General features: G+C 49.8%; 18 protein-coding genes. 12 read left to right on the top strand and 6 right to left on the bottom strand.

Annotation, left to right across the window (positions count from 1 at the left end):
• The first annotated feature begins 2 nt into the window (after window positions 1–2).
• The 7 genes from rfbF to ACO0LI_RS22440 are packed head-to-tail and all read left to right on the top strand — an operon-like array spanning window position 3 to window position 5,700.
• Window positions 3–773, top strand: a complete 771-nt coding sequence (gene rfbF / locus ACO0LI_RS22470) for a glucose-1-phosphate cytidylyltransferase (protein WP_423035393.1) — start codon at window positions 3–5, stop codon at window positions 771–773.
• A complete protein-coding gene (gene rfbG / locus ACO0LI_RS22465; protein ID WP_423035505.1) occupies window positions 767–1,846 on the top strand; it encodes a CDP-glucose 4,6-dehydratase in 1,080 nt (359 codons plus the stop codon). Before rfbF ends, rfbG begins: the two co-directional genes overlap by 7 nt.
• Window positions 1,843–2,421: a dTDP-4-dehydrorhamnose 3,5-epimerase family protein gene (locus ACO0LI_RS22460; RefSeq protein WP_423035391.1), complete on the top strand. Its 579-nt coding sequence runs from the start codon at window positions 1,843–1,845 to the stop codon at window positions 2,419–2,421. Before rfbG ends, ACO0LI_RS22460 begins: the two co-directional genes overlap by 4 nt.
• A complete protein-coding gene (locus tag ACO0LI_RS22455) occupies window positions 2,418–3,644 on the top strand; it encodes a methyltransferase domain-containing protein (protein ID WP_423035389.1) in 1,227 nt (408 codons plus the stop codon). Before ACO0LI_RS22460 ends, ACO0LI_RS22455 begins: the two co-directional genes overlap by 4 nt.
• Before the next feature lie 9 nt (window positions 3,645–3,653).
• Window positions 3,654–4,142, top strand: a complete 489-nt coding sequence (locus ACO0LI_RS22450; RefSeq protein ID WP_423035387.1) for an acyltransferase — start codon at window positions 3,654–3,656, stop codon at window positions 4,140–4,142.
• On the top strand, window positions 4,139–4,954 hold the full coding sequence (locus ACO0LI_RS22445) for an NAD-dependent epimerase/dehydratase family protein (RefSeq protein WP_423035385.1): 816 nt from the start codon (window positions 4,139–4,141) through the stop codon (window positions 4,952–4,954). The genes ACO0LI_RS22450 and ACO0LI_RS22445 overlap by 4 nt, the downstream gene beginning before the upstream one ends.
• Window positions 4,951–5,700, top strand: a complete 750-nt coding sequence (locus tag ACO0LI_RS22440; RefSeq protein WP_422951355.1) for a cephalosporin hydroxylase family protein — start codon at window positions 4,951–4,953, stop codon at window positions 5,698–5,700. Before ACO0LI_RS22445 ends, ACO0LI_RS22440 begins: the two co-directional genes overlap by 4 nt.
• A gap of 130 nt (window positions 5,701–5,830) precedes the next feature.
• On the opposite strand, the gene ACO0LI_RS22435 is transcribed toward ACO0LI_RS22440, so the two are convergent.
• Both ACO0LI_RS22435 and ACO0LI_RS22430 read right to left on the bottom strand, forming a co-directional pair.
• A complete protein-coding gene (locus tag ACO0LI_RS22435) occupies window positions 5,831–7,483 on the bottom strand; it encodes a GGDEF domain-containing protein (protein WP_423035383.1) in 1,653 nt (550 codons plus the stop codon).
• A 58-nt stretch (window positions 7,484–7,541) separates the two neighbouring features.
• Complete coding sequence (locus ACO0LI_RS22430; protein ID WP_422951357.1) at window positions 7,542–8,189, bottom strand: response regulator; 648 nt, start codon at window positions 8,187–8,189, stop codon at window positions 7,542–7,544.
• A 166-nt stretch (window positions 8,190–8,355) separates the two neighbouring features.
• On the opposite strand from ACO0LI_RS22430, the gene greB reads away from it, so the two are divergent.
• Window positions 8,356–8,904, top strand: a complete 549-nt coding sequence (gene greB / locus ACO0LI_RS22425) for a transcription elongation factor GreB (RefSeq protein ID WP_422951358.1) — start codon at window positions 8,356–8,358, stop codon at window positions 8,902–8,904.
• Between the two features lie 26 nt (window positions 8,905–8,930).
• Entirely contained in the window at window positions 8,931–10,283 is a 1,353-nt protein-coding gene (locus ACO0LI_RS22420) for a DUF3422 family protein (RefSeq protein WP_423035381.1), read from the top strand.
• A 9-nt stretch (window positions 10,284–10,292) separates the two neighbouring features.
• Here the strand turns inward: ACO0LI_RS22420 and ACO0LI_RS22415 are convergent, their stop codons facing one another.
• The 4 genes from ACO0LI_RS22415 to ACO0LI_RS22400 all read right to left on the bottom strand — a co-directional run bounded on the left by ACO0LI_RS22415 (window position 10,293) and on the right by ACO0LI_RS22400 (window position 14,633).
• Window positions 10,293–12,395 (bottom strand): RelA/SpoT family protein, encoded by a 2,103-nt coding sequence (locus ACO0LI_RS22415; RefSeq protein ID WP_422951453.1) that lies wholly within the window; start codon window positions 12,393–12,395, stop codon window positions 10,293–10,295.
• 290 nt (window positions 12,396–12,685) lie between these two features.
• A complete protein-coding gene (gene rpoZ / locus ACO0LI_RS22410) occupies window positions 12,686–12,889 on the bottom strand; it encodes a DNA-directed RNA polymerase subunit omega (protein WP_186946559.1) in 204 nt (67 codons plus the stop codon).
• A 43-nt stretch (window positions 12,890–12,932) separates the two neighbouring features.
• Window positions 12,933–13,577, bottom strand: coding sequence for a guanylate kinase (gmk, locus tag ACO0LI_RS22405; protein ID WP_162041115.1), 645 nt, complete (start codon window positions 13,575–13,577; stop codon window positions 12,933–12,935).
• 138 nt (window positions 13,578–13,715) lie between these two features.
• A complete protein-coding gene (locus tag ACO0LI_RS22400; RefSeq protein WP_422972549.1) occupies window positions 13,716–14,633 on the bottom strand; it encodes a YicC/YloC family endoribonuclease in 918 nt (305 codons plus the stop codon).
• Between the two features lie 137 nt (window positions 14,634–14,770).
• Here ACO0LI_RS22400 and ACO0LI_RS22395 point away from each other — a divergent pair, with 137 nt between their 5' ends.
• The 3 genes from ACO0LI_RS22395 (at window position 14,771) to rph (ending at window position 17,601) form a co-directional block, all read left to right on the top strand.
• Window positions 14,771–15,781 carry a serine/threonine protein kinase gene (locus tag ACO0LI_RS22395; RefSeq protein WP_422951362.1) on the top strand — a complete coding sequence of 337 codons (1,011 nt, stop codon included), beginning with the start codon at window positions 14,771–14,773 and terminating at the stop codon, window positions 15,779–15,781.
• A 143-nt stretch (window positions 15,782–15,924) separates the two neighbouring features.
• Window positions 15,925–16,860, top strand: a complete 936-nt coding sequence (locus ACO0LI_RS22390) for a PP2C family protein-serine/threonine phosphatase (protein ID WP_162041117.1) — start codon at window positions 15,925–15,927, stop codon at window positions 16,858–16,860.
• Between the two features lie 3 nt (window positions 16,861–16,863).
• Entirely contained in the window at window positions 16,864–17,601 is a 738-nt protein-coding gene (rph, locus tag ACO0LI_RS22385; RefSeq protein WP_162041118.1) for a ribonuclease PH, read from the top strand.
• Window positions 17,602–17,617 lie beyond the last annotated feature (16 nt).

The following is a 17,617-nucleotide window of genomic DNA, read 5'->3' as shown; positions in this document are numbered from 1 at the left end:
GAGTGAAGGCAGTTATCTTAGCCGGTGGTCTTGGTACCCGTATTTCAGAGGAAACCCACCTCAAGCCCAAGCCCATGATAGAAATTGGCGGGCACCCCATACTCTGGCACATCATGAAGTCGTACTCGGCGCATGGTGTGAATGAATTCGTCATCTGTTGTGGCTACAAGGGTTATCTGATCAAGGAATATTTCGCCAATTATTTCCTGCACATGTCAGATGTCACCTTCGATATGCAGAATAATAGTATGGAAGTGCATGAGCACCATGCTGAACCCTGGAAGGTAACCCTGGTAGATACTGGGGAAGACACCATGACCGGTGGCCGTCTCAAGCGCGTCGCCCGTTATTTGCAGGGCGAGGAAGCTTTTTGCTTTACCTATGGTGATGGCGTTGCAGATCTGGATATTGCTGCTTCCATCGCATTCCATAAACAGCACGGCAAGCTGGCTACCGTTACAGCAGTTCTTCCGCCAGGACGCTATGGCGCACTGGAACGTGACGGCAATCAGGTCGCCGGTTTTATCGAAAAGCCGCGTGGTGATGGCGGCTGGATCAACGGCGGATATTTCGTGCTGTCTCCCAAAGTACTGGATTTTATCGATAATGATGGCATTAGCTGGGAAGCAGCGCCACTTGCCGAATTGGCAAAGCGACAGGAATTAATGGCATTCGAGCACAGTGGATTCTGGCAGCCCATGGATACCCTGCGTGAAAAAAATCTGCTGGAAGACTTGTGGCAATCTGGAAAAGCACCTTGGCGAGTATGGTAAATCACCCCACACAAACAAGCATCGTTGAGCCCGCCTTCTGGCGCGGGCGCCGTGTCTTGCTGACCGGGCATACTGGTTTTAAGGGAGCCTGGCTGGCACACTGGCTGTCTGGCATGGGTGCAGTGGTACATGGCCTGGCTTTGGCTCCGGCAACCGAACCTAATTTGTTCGACTTGCTCAATATTGAAGACAAGGTCTGCAGTCACATTGGCGATATACGCGATATCCATGCCGTGACTGCCGCGGTGGAGGCATGTCAGCCAGAGTTTGTATTCCATCTGGCGGCGCAGGCCCTTGTGCGCGCGAGTTACCGTGAACCGTTGGCGACTTTTGCCAGCAATATCATGGGCACCGCCAATCTGTTGGAGGCAATCAGGGGGCGCAGCGATGTAAAACTTGCACTGATCGTAACGACAGATAAAGTCTATCGCAATCTTGAGCAGATCCATCCCTATCCAGAAACGGCTGAATTGGGTGGCCATGATCCTTATAGTGCGAGTAAGGCTGCAGCAGAGCTGGTGCTGGCAAGCTATCGCGCTTCATTTCTGGCCGGGCAGGGCACTGCCGTGTTGGCAGCCAGGGCCGGGAATGTGATTGGTGGTGGTGACTGGTCTGAAGACAGATTGCTGCCAGATGCCGTAAAAGCATGGCAAAGCGGCCAGACTTTGCAGATTCGCCGTCCCGACTCAGTTAGGCCATGGCAACATGTACTGGAACCGCTGTCAGCATATCTGTGTCTTGCCCAGTATGCCCATGCAAATCCACAGGCCAGCCATGCCTGGAACATAGGCCCCGATGATGCTGCAAGTGTCAGAACAGTGGTAGAGCTGGCTCAGGCTGCTTACGGCAGTGGGCAGACTGAATTTGCCACTGATATTGTTGGCCCGCATGAAGCAGGCTTATTGGCATTGGATGCCAGCAAATTGAGGCAGACTCTGGGAATTGTCCCTCGCTGGAATCTTGAGCAGGCGGTCAGTCGCAGCATGCACTGGTACCGTGATTTTGCGCAAGGCCAGTCTGCGGCAGAATTATGTGACCAGGATATCGCCGCTTTCATGGCAGGTAATGCATGATGAAAATCTCAGCCTCCGGCCGCTTTGAAATATTATCGACGCCTTTGGATAGCCTGTACCTGTTACAAAGAAAAGTGCTGGGCGATCAGCGTGGTTATTTTCAACGCATGTTTTGCGCAACAGATTTGGCCGGGTTGGGCTGGCATGAGCCAATTGCACAAGTGAATCATACCTATACTTCAGTGAAGGGATCGATACGCGGCATGCACCTGCAATTGCCCCCCAGTGCAGAAATGAAATTAATTACCTGCATGAAAGGCGAGGTCTGGGATGTCGCTTTAGATTTGCGCGCTGACTCAGCCACTTTCTTGCAATGGCATGCGGTGTTGCTGTCACAAGCGAATCAGTGTTCGTTTTTAATACCTGCCGGTTTCGCCCATGGTTTTCAAACCATGTCGGATGAGGTTGAAATGCTATATTGTCATAGTAAGCCTTACGTACCGGCGGATGAAATGGGATTAAATCCATTTGATGCCCGGTTGGCAATAGAATGGCCTTTGGGGGCAACCGAGATGTCGGATAAAGACCGCAACTGGCCCATGTTAAGCAAAGAATTTCAAGGAGTGATTGTATGAAGTGCCGGCATTGCGCGCATGAATTGACGCAAACCTTTCTCGATCTTGGTTCAGCACCACCATCGAATGCTTATTTAAAACCAGAAGCCCTGAGCCAGGCAGAAATCTGGCTGCCTTTGAAAGTAATGGTTTGTGATGCTTGCTGGCTGGCACAAACCCTGGATTTTACCGGGCGTGAAAATTTATTCGATGCCGATTACGCCTATTTCAGTTCATTTTCTTCCAGCTGGCTGGCCCATGCGAAGAAATTTGTTGAAACGATGCATCAGGATTTGAGCTTGAATTCGCAAAGCCTGGTGATGGAAGTTGCGGCAAATGATGGGTATTTATTGCAGTACGTGCAGGAAGCGGGCATCCCGTGTTTTGGTGTGGAACCAACTGCCAGTACCGCTGCAGCAGCAAGGGAAAAAGGCATCAATGTCATAGAGCGCTTTTTTGGTGTGGAGTTGGCGAAGGAGATATTGGCACGTGGTCAGCGCGTTGATTTATCGGTGGCAAATAATGTATTGGCGCATGTGCCTGACATCAATGATTTTGTCGCTGGCTTTAGCCTGGTCTTAAGTGAGCAAGGTGTCGCCAGTTTTGAATTCCCACATTTGTTGAATATGGTGGAACAAAACCAGTTTGATACTGCTTACCATGAACATTATTCTTATCTGTCACTGCATGCGGTCAAAACAGTGTTTGCAAAAAATGGTTTGCATGTATTTGATGTGCAGGAGTGGCCAACGCATGGCGGCAGCCTGCGTGTACTTGCGCAGAGAATGGATATCAGGTACCGCGAAGAAAAAGCCAGTGTCGCGCAAATACTGCAAGCAGAACAGGTAGCGGGTATTCTCAGTACCGGCTTTTATGAGGCAGCACAGGACAAGGCAGAATCTGCCAAGCTTGCATTGCTGGAGTTTTTGCTGAATGCAAAACGCAATGGCAAGCGCGTAGGAGCTTATGGTGCAGCGGCCAAAGGTAATACTCTGCTCAATTTTTCTGGTGTCAGGCCTGATCTCTTGCCGTATGTTGTAGATATCAACACCCATAAGCAAGGTAAATTCATGCCTGGCAGCCATATACCCATTGTTGATATTCAGCATTTACTGGCAGATAAGCCGGATTTCATTCTTATTTTGCCTTGGAATTTGCAGGCAGAAATCATGCAAGACCTGGCCCAGGCAAAAAACTGGGGGGCGCAGTTCGTCGTTGCGATTCCTCAATTAACGGTGTTGTAAGAGCTCAGTATGATAGAGATACATCCAGATGCGCGAATTTCCAAATTGGCTGATATTGAAGATTCAGTCAGGGGGACGCGCATTATCATAGGTGCTTTTTCCAGCATAGACAGCTTTGTCAAATTCAAGCCTGCCGGTGGCGTGGCAGATGTTGTGATTGGTGAGCGCAGTGTCATCAATTCTGGTTGCGTCCTGTATACGGGAAACGGCATCGTGATAGGAAATGACGTCGCGATTGCGGCCAATTGTACTTTTGCGCCAGTCAATCATGCCTATCACGACAAAAGCCGGCGCATCAATCAACAAGGGTTCTTGCCGGGCAAAGGTGGCATAGTCATTGAAGACGATGTCTGGATAGGGGCAAATTGCGTGATACTTGATGGTGCCATTTTAAGGCAGGGCTGCGTCATAGGCGCAGGTTCTATCGTCCGCTCTGAGGTTGCTGCGTACTCCATCAGTGTTGGCAACCCCTTGCAGCAAATCGGGATGCGCAAATGAGTGAGGTTTTGCGCGCAACCCTGATAGGCGGCAAGGGCTTTGTCGGGCGGCATCTGCACCAGGCTTTGCAAACAAAGGGATGGGACAGTTATGTCGCAGAACGTGATGATCCGCGGCTGATGACGGATGACCTCGGTCATGTTTTTTATTGCGCTGGCCTGACGGCCGATTTCCGGCAACGCCCTTATGCGACAGTAGATGCCCATGTGCATTTGCTATCAAGTATTTTGCAACAAGCCAAGTTTGCCAGTCTGACTTATTTGTCGAGCACCCGTGTTTATGCTGGTGCTACGAATACGCAAGAAGACGCTGCATTGACCGTCCGCTCTCACTTATCTGGCGATTTATATAACATTTCCAAGCTTATGGGTGAAAGCCTGTGCTTGCATGGTGGTCGCAATGTGCGCGTAGTCCGTTTATCGAATGTGTATGGAGCAGGGATGCCAGAACAGAATTTTTTGGCAGATATCTTGAATGCTGCAACAAAAACCAAACGGGTGGTATTTCGCAGCAGCCCTGATTCAGAAAAAGATTACATTTCCATCACAGATGTCGTGCGTTTTTTACCCATAATTGCCACACAAGGTGAGATTGGCATATACAATTTAGCCAGGGGCAGGAATACTACGCATGCCAGAATCGCAGCATTGCTGGAACAGTTCGGCGTCAGTTGTGAATTCGAAAATCATGCGCCATGCATCAGTTTCCCGCCTATTTCCACATTAAAGCTGGAGTCCTTGTCCGGGCAGCCGGAATTGGATATAACAAGTGAATTACCAGCGCTTTTTAATCATTACACAAAAAAACCATGAATCCGATTAAACAATTTGAAGCAGAACGCGATGCCCGCATAGAGCAATTGGGCAAAGACCTTGAGTTCCAGGCGCAGTCCCGCGATTGGCTGGAGCAGAGCATGCGTCGTCAGTATGTTTATAACTTTTCATGGTTGGGCCGACCGATCATACAAAACCCGATAGACATGATGGCGATGCAAGAGCTGATCTGGACGGTGCAGCCTGATCTCATCATAGAAACCGGTATTGCTCATGGCGGTTCTATTATTTACTCCGCTTCATTGCTGGAGTTAAATGCGGCTTGCGGCGGTAATCCTGATGCTAAAGTTATTGGTATTGATATTGATATTCGCGAGCACAATAAAGAAGCAATTCTGCAACACCCTATGTCCAGGCGTATACAGATGTTGCAGGGGTCAAGCGTCGCTACCGAGATTGTGGATCAGGTGAAGGCAATTGCACAAGGCAAGCAAAAAGTCTTGGTATTCCTGGATTCCAACCACACTCACGAACATGTATTGGCTGAGCTGCAGGCTTACGCACCGCTGGTAACGAAAGACAGTTATTGCGTCGTATTTGATACTTTTGTAGAAGATGTGCCGGCAGATGTCTTTGATAACCGTCCGTGGCAGCCTGGTAATAGCCCAAAGACTGCCGTTTTCGAATATCTGAAAACCCATCCTGAATTTGTGATCGACAAGGCCATGGATTATAAATTGCAGATTACCGTTGCACCTGACGGCTTCCTTAAGCGGGTCAGCTAGAAATAAAGCTCAAAAAACACGGAGAACATCGTTTTGTCCTCCGTGTTTTTTTTGTATCCGCTTTTACTCTTTTACTGATACTGATCAGCGATATATTTCTCCTGATTTGCTGATTGCAGATATCTTGATATCAGGCCGCCTTGATGACGCGGTTTTTGCCAGACTGTTTTGCCTCGTACATGGCCTTGTCGGCACGTTTAATCGTTTCTTCTTGCAGCTCACGTGGATTGCGTAAGGCAACACCCGCACTGAAAGTAATGAACAAGCGCTGATCGTTGGCCGTGAAGAAGTGTTTGGTCAATTCTCTTTGTACGCGCATCATGGCCTGGGCAGCTTCTTCCAGCTGCGTTTCTGGCATGATGATGACAAATTCTTCGCCACCGTATCGTGCTACTACGTCTATGGATCTCAGGGTTTGCTTGACGATACGTACCAGGTGAACCAGCGCCTCATCACCAGCAGCGTGGCCGTGAGTGTCGTTGAGCTTCTTGAAGTTATCAAGATCCAGCAGGGCTACGCAAAGTGGTGTGTTACGACGGTCAGACCTGTCGGCTTCACGTTCAAATACATCGTCCATGCCCCTGCGGTTCAGGCTGCCTGTCAGTTGGTCTTCCCTGACCAGTTCGCTCATGTGGGCAAGCTTGTTTTCCAGTTCCTTGATGCGTGCTTCTGCTTCGCTGACCTCTTTTTGGGCGGCGACTATCATGTCACGCGAACGCAGGGTTTCGCTCTGGACTTCCTTGGTTTCGTTGAGGATATTCCTGATCAGGTCGCTGACCTCAGAAACATTCTTGGCTGAACTCAGTTGTTGTGAGTAGGTGCCCATTTTGTGCTGATAAGCCCCAGTGCTGTCTGCCATGGCATTCAATCTGTCGATAAACGCCGTCATCATGTTCTTGACTGAGGTTTTTGACTCGTCAATACTGGTTTTCAGCACACCTTGCTTGTAGATGACATCTTTCAGGCTACGCGTGGCTTCTTGCAGTGCACGGTGATCAATCGGGCCAGCGATAAGATTTTGTACTACCTCGATCTGGCCACGTAACCAGTTATCGTTGTCGAGCAGATCGTGGATATTGGTCAGCAGCAGATCAAACAGACGCAGCAGCAATTCCTGTTGTTCAGCGCTGTCACCACTTTGCAGTTCAATCTGAAAGCACAATTGCTTGAGCCTGCCAGCAATCAGGTTCAGCTCACCTTCATTGCCAGCAACCTTGACTGCCGTGCCCAGGCTTTCCGACTCTTCGGCAAGTTGCGGGCTAGGTTTCAACAGTGAGGTGAGGGCAAGTGTCAGGGTGCGGTACAGCAAGTCCTTAAGTATGCGCAATCTGCCATCTTCAACAGGGCCATCGTCAACCAGGGAGATACTCTTGCTGGCAACAGGCGGCGGCAGCGGATCGACGAGACTGATGTTACTGGACGGTGCTGGCGGCGGTGCCGTAATACGTTCAGCCAGTTGGGTCAGGCCCCGGCCATAATCTTGCCAGTTGCCAGTTTTGATGGCACGGCTGAAGCGTTGGCCAAAAGTTGACATCTCACCTGTCGAAATCTGCAGGCTGTTGGCAAAATTGGCAAGTAAAATCTCGGCTGGCGGAATGACCGGCGCTGCCTCCACTTCAGGCGGGGCTTCTACCGGAGTATCTGGAATACCAGCAATGTCGTTGTATAGTTTGCGATAAGCTTCAGGTGTCGGCGCAATACGCTGTATCGCCAATTGTTTGAATGTCTCGCGCGCAATATCTGTGGGACTTTTAAACTGCGAATTATTTGGAGTTTTCGACATTTTGCTTTGCCAATGACCTTGCTAACAAGAGTATTGCCTACGACATTGATATTGCCGTTTAATCTACAAGCTGATTTTTTATTGCATAGTGCGTTAATTCAGCATTGTGCCGCAATTTCATCTTCAATAGAATTCTCGACCTGTATTCACTAATGGTTTTTACAGAAAGTGACAATTCTTTTGCTATATCGCTGACGGACTTGCCAGACGCGATCAGGGTCATGGTTTGGAACTCACGGTCAGACAGGGTTTTGTGCAGCGCATCTTCATGTTCCTGGTTCAGGTTGTTGGCCAGTTCCTGGGCAAGTTGCGTGCTGAGATATTTCAAGCCGCGGGCTACCTGCCGTATCGCTTCCAGGATTTGCGCGCTGCTGCATTGCTTGTTCAGAAAACCAGAGGCACCAGCTTTCAAGGCCCGGACTGCATACTGGTCTTCTCTGTGGATGGAGAACATCAGGACTGCTATATGTGGTTTTTCGGACTTGATTTGCTTTAAAACCTCGATGCCATTTCTGTCTGGCAGGGCAATGTCCAGCAACAAGACCTCAAAATCGAGCTGGCGGCTCAGACGTATCGCCTCCAGGCCTGTTTCTGCCTCTGCGATGATCGCCATATCTGTTGTGGTTGAGATAATGCTCTTTATCCCTTCCCTGACCACGGCATGATCATCGACGACGAGTACATTGATTGCTGCTTTTTCTGTCATGCAAAATCCATTTTCTTATTCAGGCAACCCGGCATTAGCAAACATCCTATCAGTACTGATATTGAATGCTAACGGCAAGCAAACTATTCTTCTATTTTATAAGCTAAGTGTGGGCTTTCGGTGCCACAAAGAAAATTATTTTGATCAACTCCATTACAATGCAGACATGAGCAAAGCATTTATGAAAGAAGCAGACCCTGACGACGAAGAAGAATTCGGTGCGCCAGCTATTCCTGCGGGTGTAAAAAACTATATGACGCCTCAGGGGCATCAGCGTATGAAGGACGAGTTTTTACATCTCATGGACGTGGAGCGGCCCGAGATTGTCAATATCGTGCATTGGGCGGCCTCCAATGGTGATCGGTCTGAGAATGGCGACTATATATATGGCAAAAAGCGTTTGCGTGAAATCGACAGGCGCATACGGTTTTTAACCAAACGCCTTGATATTGCAGAAGTCTTCGATCCGCGTATTCATCACGGTTCTGATCAAATCTACTTTGGTGCCACTGTCACCTATGAAAACCAGCATGGTGAAGCGCATACTGTGACCATAGTCGGTGTTGATGAATTTGACCCCCTGCAAGGCAAGATCAGCTGGATTTCCCCGGTGGCCAGAGCACTTATCAAGGCCCGGGTAGATGATACGGTGACATTGCGTACGCCAGGAGGGGTAGAGGAGTTGACCATACTTGAGGTCAATTACCCGGCATAAGATTTTTAATTTCCCTTTGAATCCACATGTCCCTTGCTTACTCCAAACTTAACCATCCCTTGCGTGTACCCTTGGCAGCGGAGGTGCATTCCAGGCCTTCATTACGCTTGCATGCCCCAGAGACGCTGACCCATCTGGCGATTTTTGCCAGGAATGATGCCCATCTGGGCGGTGACAACCTGCTGACGCAACAAGTCATACTGGGCGACTTTTGCCGTCATTTTGCGGTGGCCAGCCCCTCGGGTGATGCCAAGTATTTCTTCCATGATTTTGGTCGTTTCCGCCTTAAATGGGAATGCCATACAGAGTTTGCCACCTATACCTTTGTCGAAAACCAGGCGGAGCCGCAGGATAGCGCTCCGCATGAAATCGAATTGGCTCAGGTATTTGCCAATGCCCCCATCCGTCATTTACCTCAGCAATGGCTGTTTGAATTGCAAGAAAAGGTCATGGTCGCCACCCATGTTGCCCTTATCCCTGCAGCCCAGGAGTTTCATCCACCTTCGCCGGTAAAGCAGATATTTGAGGGTGGAGTGGCGGTAGGCAGTGAAGTCTTGAGCCGCGGTGAAGTATGGACAGATTTTCTGATACAGGCAGATGGCTTTAGCCGCTTCGTCGTCAAGGACAATGGTTTTCTGGATCAGCAGGCGGGGCGCACGGTACAGCGGCTGCTGGAGATTGAGACCTACAGGATGATGGCACTGCTGGGTTTGCCGCATGCGCAAAATGCTTCTTTTGTGCTGAATGATATAGAGAGGGAGCTGGTGACCCTGACAGCAGCGATGACCATGGCGGGCAATGGGCAGGGTGAAGCAAATTCGACAGACGCCGAACAAAGCTTGCTGCGGCAAATTATCGACCTGGCTGCCCGTACTGAGAAACTGGCGCTGGAAAACAGTTATCGCTTCGCAGCATCCAAGGCTTATTTCAAGCTGGTGCAGTCGCGTATCGCCGAATTGCGCGAGTTCAGGATAGAAGGGGTGCCAACCATAGGTGAATTCATGGACAGACGTCTGGCACCAGCCATGAACACCTGTGAAGCTATCGTAAGACGGCAGGAAACTTTGGCAGAACGTATCGCCAATACTAATGATCTGTTGCGTACCAGGGTAGGCATCGTACAGGAGCAGCAAAACCGCAAGATTTTGCAAAGCATGAATGCCAGGGCGGGCCAGCAATTGCGTTTGCAGCAAGCGGTCGAGGGTTTGTCAGTAGTGGCAATCAGCTATTACATGACAGGCCTGGTCTATTATGCGGGTAAGGGCCTGAAGGCGATGGGTTTGCCTATCAATCCAGATATGCTGGCAGGCTTGTCTTTACCTGTGATTGCTGGCGTGGTCTGGTGGGGCTTGCGCAAGATGCACAAGACCATACACTAGCGATAAGTGTTAGCCGTGTTCTCTGGTAATGCGGGTAACACCATTCAAATGCTTGATGTTGCGCATGATTTTTGCGAGATGAGTGCGGTCTTCGATTTGTATCGTGAAATGAATATTAGTCATGTCATTGGCATCGCCATCTTCCATATTGACATGGCTGATATTCGCATCTGATTCACCGATTTCTGCGGCAATGCGGGCGAGGGCGCCACGTTCATTGGTCACCGTCACGGCAATGCGGCAATCAAAACGGCGGTTCAGGTCTTCACCCCAGTTGACGTCGATCCAGCGGTCCGGTTCTTTGATATGCAGGCGCTTGGCATGCTCGCAATCATCTGTATGCACAACCAGGCCCTGGTCGCGCTTGAGCTGACCAACTATGCCATCACCAGGTATGGGCAGGCAACACGGTGCCAATTGCACCGACAAACCTTCACTGCCATAAATAATAACGGGGTCGCGCTTGTTGTTGATCTTGTCACCAAATTGCTGGAAGGGGATGGACGGTGAGTCATCTTCCACCAGGTCCAGTATATGCCTTGCCACCAAAGCAGCCATGCGCTTGCCTATGCCAATATCGGTATGAATTTCATCCAGTGATTTTGCGCTGGATTCATTGAGCAATTTGTCGACCAGGCTATCTGGCAGGTCGGGATTCAGGTTGACCGACACCAGGGCTTGCGCCAGCAATTGTTTGCCCAGTTCTGTCGATTCATTCAGGTTGATCGTACGCAGGTAATGGCGTATTGCCGACCTGGCCTTGCCAGTACGTACATAAGTCAGCCAGTTTGGCGTAGGGCGCGAATTGGGTGAAGTGATGATTTCGACGATATCACCATTCTTCAATTCAGAGCGCAGTGGCACTGGCTCGTGATTGATGCGTGTGGCAATCGCCTGATCACCAATATCAGTATGAATGGTGTAAGCAAAGTCCAAAGCTGTTGCTCCGCGGGGCAGGGCAATAATTTTGGATTTTGGCGTGAACACATAAACAGAGTCAGGGAACAAGTCAATTTTGACATGTTCGAGAAACTCGGCAGAATCGCCAGTCTGTTTTTGTATATCCAGTAAAGATTGCAGCCAGGCGTGCGTGCGCTGTTGCAAGTCAGTCAGGCTGCCTTCTTCGTTCTTGTACAGCCAGTGCGCAGCAACACCCGATTCTGCGACATGATGCATGTCACGCGTGCGTATCTGGAATTCGACTGGCGTACCGTAAGGGCCAATCAGTGTCGTATGCAAGGATTGATAGCCATTGGTCTTGGGAATGGCAATATAGTCCTTGAACTTGCCCGGCATGGGCTTGTACAGAGCATGCAAACTACCTAGCGCATAATAACTGTCACGGAAATCACTGACCACAATACGGAAGCCATACACATCCAGCACCTGGGAAAAACTCAGGTGCTTGTCATGCATCTTGCGGTAAATACCGTACAGGGTTTTTTCGCGGCCATATACTTCAGCCTTAAGGCCAGCTTCGGACAGAGCCGTCTTTACCGCATCCATGATCTTGTTGACGACTTCACGGCGATTGCCACGTGCAGCTTTGACCGCTTTGGACAAGGTACGGTAACGCATAGGGTAAAGATGCGAAAACGCCAGATCCTGTAACTCACGGTAGATATTATTCAGGCCCAGCCTGTGTGCGATAGGCACATACACGTCCATGGTCTCACGCGAGATGCGGCGTTTCTTTTCCGCAGACATGAAGTCCAGTGTACGCATGTTGTGCAAGCGATCGGCCAGCTTGACCAGGATAACGCGCACATCTCGGGCCATGGCGAGCAACATCTTGCGGAAGTTTTCTGCCTGTGCCTCGATCTGGCTCTGGAACTCTATTTTTTCCAGCTTCGAGAGGCCATCAACCAGGGTCGCGACTGGCGCGCCAAAACGCTCAATCAGCTCGTCTTTCTTGACGTCCTGATCTTCCATCACGTCATGCAAGAGCGCAGCCATGATGGCTTGCACGTCAAGCTTCCACTCTGCGCAAATTTCTGCAACAGCAATGGGGTGGGAGATATAGGGTTCGCCAGACTTGCGTACCTGTCCCAGATGCATTTCATCAGAAAAGCGATAGGCTTCCTTGACCAGTTTTAATTCACTGGCCGACATGTATTCGCTGATGCGGTTGGTTAATGCAGTAATGGAGGCGACACCGGTATTCGTTGATGATGCACGAATATGGTCTATTTCATCCAGATGGGAATTATGCTTGTTGATGGTGTTAATGCTGCCAGGGGTATTAACCAGAGTCGCAGGGCTGCGTACAGCAGCCAGCGCGACTGAGCTTGAATCGGCCGGTTTGTTTTCCAGAGATGAATGACTATCATTGAGGTTCATTCTGTGATTCCCGGCCGGATAAGGCGTGAAGAAGGAGCGGCTAAGAATGCAGATGCGGCGGTTTACACCGGCACTTTTTTCAACATTTCTATACCGATTTTACCTTCAGCGATTTCACGCAGGGCGATGACCGTTGGTTTGTCTTTAGAGTCAACTTTAGGCGTGTGACCTTGCAGCAATTGGCGCGCGCGGTAAGTGGCGCACAGTGTCAATTGAAAGCGATTAGGGATTTGTTTCAATGCATCTTCAATGGTAATACGTGCCATATTTTTTCCTTAATACTAAAATTCACTAAATTGGGTTTGCGAATTAATTCGCATTGGCGTGAATGCCAAGTTGGGTGAACAGCTCGTAGTGGCGTGTTGCCTGTTGTGCAAATCGGCAGCGCGTGGCTTTCACAATTGCATTCAATTCTGACAAGGCTGTTGCAAAGTCTTGATTAATAATAACATATTCGAACTCTGGAGAGTGCGCCATTTCACCACCAGCTGCCAAAATGCGCTTGGTAATGACATGGGGCTCATCCTGACCGCGCTTCTTCAGGCGTTCTTCGAGTGCCGGTATCGATGGCGGCAAGATAAAAATGCCAACAGCACCTGGGAATTGTTTCCTGACTTGCTGAGCGCCTTGCCAGTCTATTTCCAGCAAAACATCGGTACCTGAACGCATCTGGTCTTCTATGGTGATGCGTGAAGTGCCGTAGTAATTACCGAATACTTCTGCGGATTCCAGAAATTCACCCTGGGCCTTGCGCGCCAGAAAATCTTCTGGCGTTGTGAAATGGTATTCCCGGCCATCTTGCTCACCCGGGCGCGGTGCTCGGGTAGTGTAAGAGATTGATAATTTGATCGCCGGTTCTTGCGCCAGCAGGGCATTGACCAGTGAAGACTTGCCCGCACCGGAGGGGGCGGCGACCACAAAAAGACTGCCTGCAGTCGTATTATTGGTTTTCATGGCATTCCTCCGGTAGATTTAATTCAGGTCATCTCAAGTCATCAACAAGACAAATTTGAGCCGCATACTTCAAGCCATTTATTGTCCCGCAACATTTCCCAAGAAAAAGAGTGCGGGAGTATAAGCAAATGCGCCTGTTTATTCAAGGTTTTGCACTTGTTCGCGCATTTGCTCTATGAATAACTTCAATTCCATGGATGCATCCGACAATTCCTTGGATGCTGCTTTAGAACCCAGAGTGTTCGCTTCGCGGTTCAATTCCTGCATCATGAAATCCAGCCTTTTGCCAACCTGACCACCTTTTTTCAGAATATGTCTGGTTTCTGTCAGATGGGCTGACAGGCGCGCGAGTTCTTCTGCCACATCCACACGTATGCCGTACATGGTCACTTCCTGGCGGATACGATCCAGCGCTTCTTCGCGCGTGATCGTCTGGCCAGCATTGGAACCACTGGACTGCAAAGCCAGGCCCAGGGCTTCTTCCAGCCGGGTAGTGGCCTTTTGCTGGAATTGCTGAACGATTTGCGGCATCAGTGGCGTGATGCGGGTGACAATTTCTTCCATTGCAGCGATGCGGCTCAGCAGTACCTGTTCCAGCGCCGCACCTTCACGTTCACGGCTGACGATAAATGCATCCAGCGTCTTGTTGATGGTGTCATTGATGGCCGCCTGCAAAGATTCTGCATTGATTTCGCTTTCTTCTATGACGCCTGGCCAGCGCAGGATTTCATTGGTGCTTAGTGCTGCCGCGTCAGGAAACTGCTGCTTCAGATTGACCTGGAAACTGGCAAGCTGCTCAAGTAAGCTGGTGTTGAGGCTTTTATTATGCGTTTCTGTCAGTTTTTTACCAAAGCTGAAGCGGCATTCCACTTTGCCGCGTGCCAGCTTACGCGTTAATGCCTCGCGAAATTGTGATTCAACTGAGCGAAACTCGTCATTAATGCGAAATTGCAGGTCCAAAAAGCGGGAATTAACGCTTTTGATCTCTATGGTAATGGTGCCAGCATCTGTTTCATTGGTGCTGCTGGCATAACCTGTCATGCTGAAAATGCTCAAGGTAATTCCTTAAAAAGGCGTGAACTGTGTATTACTGTGCATTGGATTGGCTAAATTGTGCATTAGACACTAGGATATTCTTTACAAATACCGCAATAATCAACACAATCCGTTTTGTATAGTGAATTGGACGATTGATGGCCGCACAAAATAACGCACCTCTGCCAGATGGACTGGAAATTGCCGGATACCGCATTGTAAAGAAAATTGCGTCCGGTGGCTTTAGTATTGTATATCTGGCTTCTGATGAAGATGGCAACGCAGTTGCAATTAAAGAGTATTTACCCAGCTCACTGGCCTTACGCCAGCAAGGTGAGCTGGTGCCAGCAATCTCGAATGAGAATCTGCCGATTTACCGCATAGGATTGAAGTGTTTTTTTGAAGAAGGCCGCGCCCTGGCGCGCATCTCTCACCCTAATGTGGTCAGCGTTATCAATTTCTTCCGTGCCAATGAGACCGTATATATGGTCATGGCCTATGAATCTGGTCGCTCATTGCAAGAACATATCCTGCGCCGTCGTGACAAGGGTGAAAAGCCGCTGGTATCAGAGCGCTTTATCCGCCGTATGTTCAACCAGGTCATGAATGGCTTGCGCGAAGTGCATACCAATAAGCTGCTGCATCTCGATTTAAAACCGGCCAATATCTACCTGCGCCTGGATGGTACGCCGATCTTGCTGGACTTTGGTGCAGCCCGCCAAACCCTCAAAACTGATATACCCAAGCTCTACCCAATGTATACTCCGGGTTTTGCTGCGCCAGAGTTGTATTTGAAGAATGGCAATCTGGGCCCCTGGACTGACATTTACAGCATAGGCGCCTCGATTTTTGCCTGTATGGTAGGTGCGCCGCCGCAGCCGTCAGACCAGCGCAAGACCAGTGACAAGATGGAAGGACACTACCGCAAGCTGGAGGGTTTATACTCTTCAGAATTGATAGAAGTAGTGCGCTGGTGTTTGCAACTGGATCCGCTGGAGCGGCCGCAAAGTGTGTTTGCCCTGCAAAAAGCCCTGGCGATTCAGGCACAACCGCAGCGAGAACTGACCTTTATGGAAAAAATGACATTAAAGTTCAAGACGCTGATTGCTGGAAGAAGAAAAAAAGTCGAAAGCGACCATACGACCATACAGGAAAGCACCCTGAATTAAAGCTGAACTAAGGCTGCATTAAGCTGGTGAGGCTGTTTTGGCTGTGCATGTTCGTCTGTTCGTCGCTGGCCAGGCTCTGGAGCAAATGTATGCGCTCCCTGGCCTGTTTGTATCAATAACCATTATAAAGTTTTAAAAATCTCATGCGTTTTTCCGTTTATCAAGAAAGTCATATTGGTGGCCGCAAGGTCAACCAGGATCGTATGGGTTACAGCTTTACCCGCGATTCGATTTTGCTTTTGCTGGCGGACGGCATGGGTGGTCACATCATGGGCGAAATGGCAGCAGCCATTGCCATGCAAACCATAGGTAACCTGTTCCAGCAACAGGCTCACCCTATGATAGGGCGACCTGAACGCTTCATGGAAGACAGCTTCCTGGCGGCCCATCAAGAGATACATCGCTACCGCGCCATCAATAATTTGCCAGAAACACCACGTACGACTATCGTTGCCTGCCTGATACAAAATGGTTATGCCTATTGGGCGCACTGTGGTGATTCACGTTTGTACTGGATGCGCCAAGGCCAGATTTTACTGCGCACCAAAGATCACTCCCGTCTGGAAACCCTGATTGCCCAGGGAAAGGTCGATCCGGCAGAAAGACATACCCATCCTGATCGTAACAAGTTGTTTAACTGCCTGGGCGCACCCAATGCACCTATCGTTGAACTGTCTCGCCGTGCAGTGTTGCAGCCTGGCGATTTGCTATTGCTGTGTTCTGATGGCCTGTGGTCAGTCTTGCCCGATCATATGCTGGCGCAGCGCCTGCATGACCACACCATCGTGCGTGCCGTGCCTGAGTTGATACGCTCGGCAGTCGATATTGCTGGTAAGCAAAGTGACAATGTCACGGCGCTGGCCATGATGTGGGAGGGCGATGACCGCATGGACAATTCCACCATCATCTCGACCAATACCTTGCCTATAGGATCGGTCACGACCACCATACAGGCCCCAGTCGATGCAGAAATTGAAACCACCGATGGTGATGTATTCAATGACGCCGAAATTGAAAAAGCCATAGCAGAAATTCGCAACGCGATACACAAATCATCACGTATTACTTCTAAGAACTAAATCATGTCAAACTCATTTCGCCCTAGCGGGCGTTCACCGGACGCACTGCGTCCGGTGGTTATCAGCCGCCATTTCACCAAGCATGCAGAAGGTTCTGTCCTCATCGAATTTGGTGACACCCGTGTTATCTGTACAGCGAGTATAGAAGACAAGGTGCCAGGCTTTTTGAAAGGCAAAGGGCAGGGCTGGATGACTGCAGAATATGGCATGCTGCCACGCTCCACCCATAGCCGTATGGACAGGGAGGCTGCCAAGGGCAAGCAATCTGGCCGCACCCAGGAAATCCAGCGCCTCATAGGCCGCTCCCTGCGCTCTGCCTTTGACCTGGAGGCCTTTGGTGAACGTACCCTGCATATCGATTGCGACGTGATCCAGGCTGATGGTGGTACCCGTACCGCTTCCATCACCGGTGCCATGGTCGCTGCCTATGATGCATTTGCCAAACTGGTAGAGCGCGAAGTCATCCCCGCCGTACCACTCCGCCATTTTGTGGCAGCCATCTCGGTTGGAGTGTATCAGTCTCAACCCGTACTGGATCTGGATTATCCAGAAGATTCACAATGCGACACTGACATGAATGTCGTCATGACTGAACATGGCCACTTTGTTGAAGTGCAGGGCACGGCAGAAGGTGAAGCATTTGACCGCATGACCATGAATGCCTTGCTGAATCTGGCACATGACGGGATTGCCGATCTGATCGCCTTGCAAAAAGAAGTATTGGGTTTGCAGGTCAGTTGATTGGAAGTATGAGTAT

The organism is Undibacterium sp. Tian12W (genome assembly GCF_049339405.1).
Taxonomy (GTDB): domain Bacteria; phylum Pseudomonadota; class Gammaproteobacteria; order Burkholderiales; family Burkholderiaceae_D; genus Undibacterium.
The sequence above is the reverse complement of the archived record's forward strand: the minus strand, read 5'-3'. Positions and strand labels throughout refer to the sequence as shown.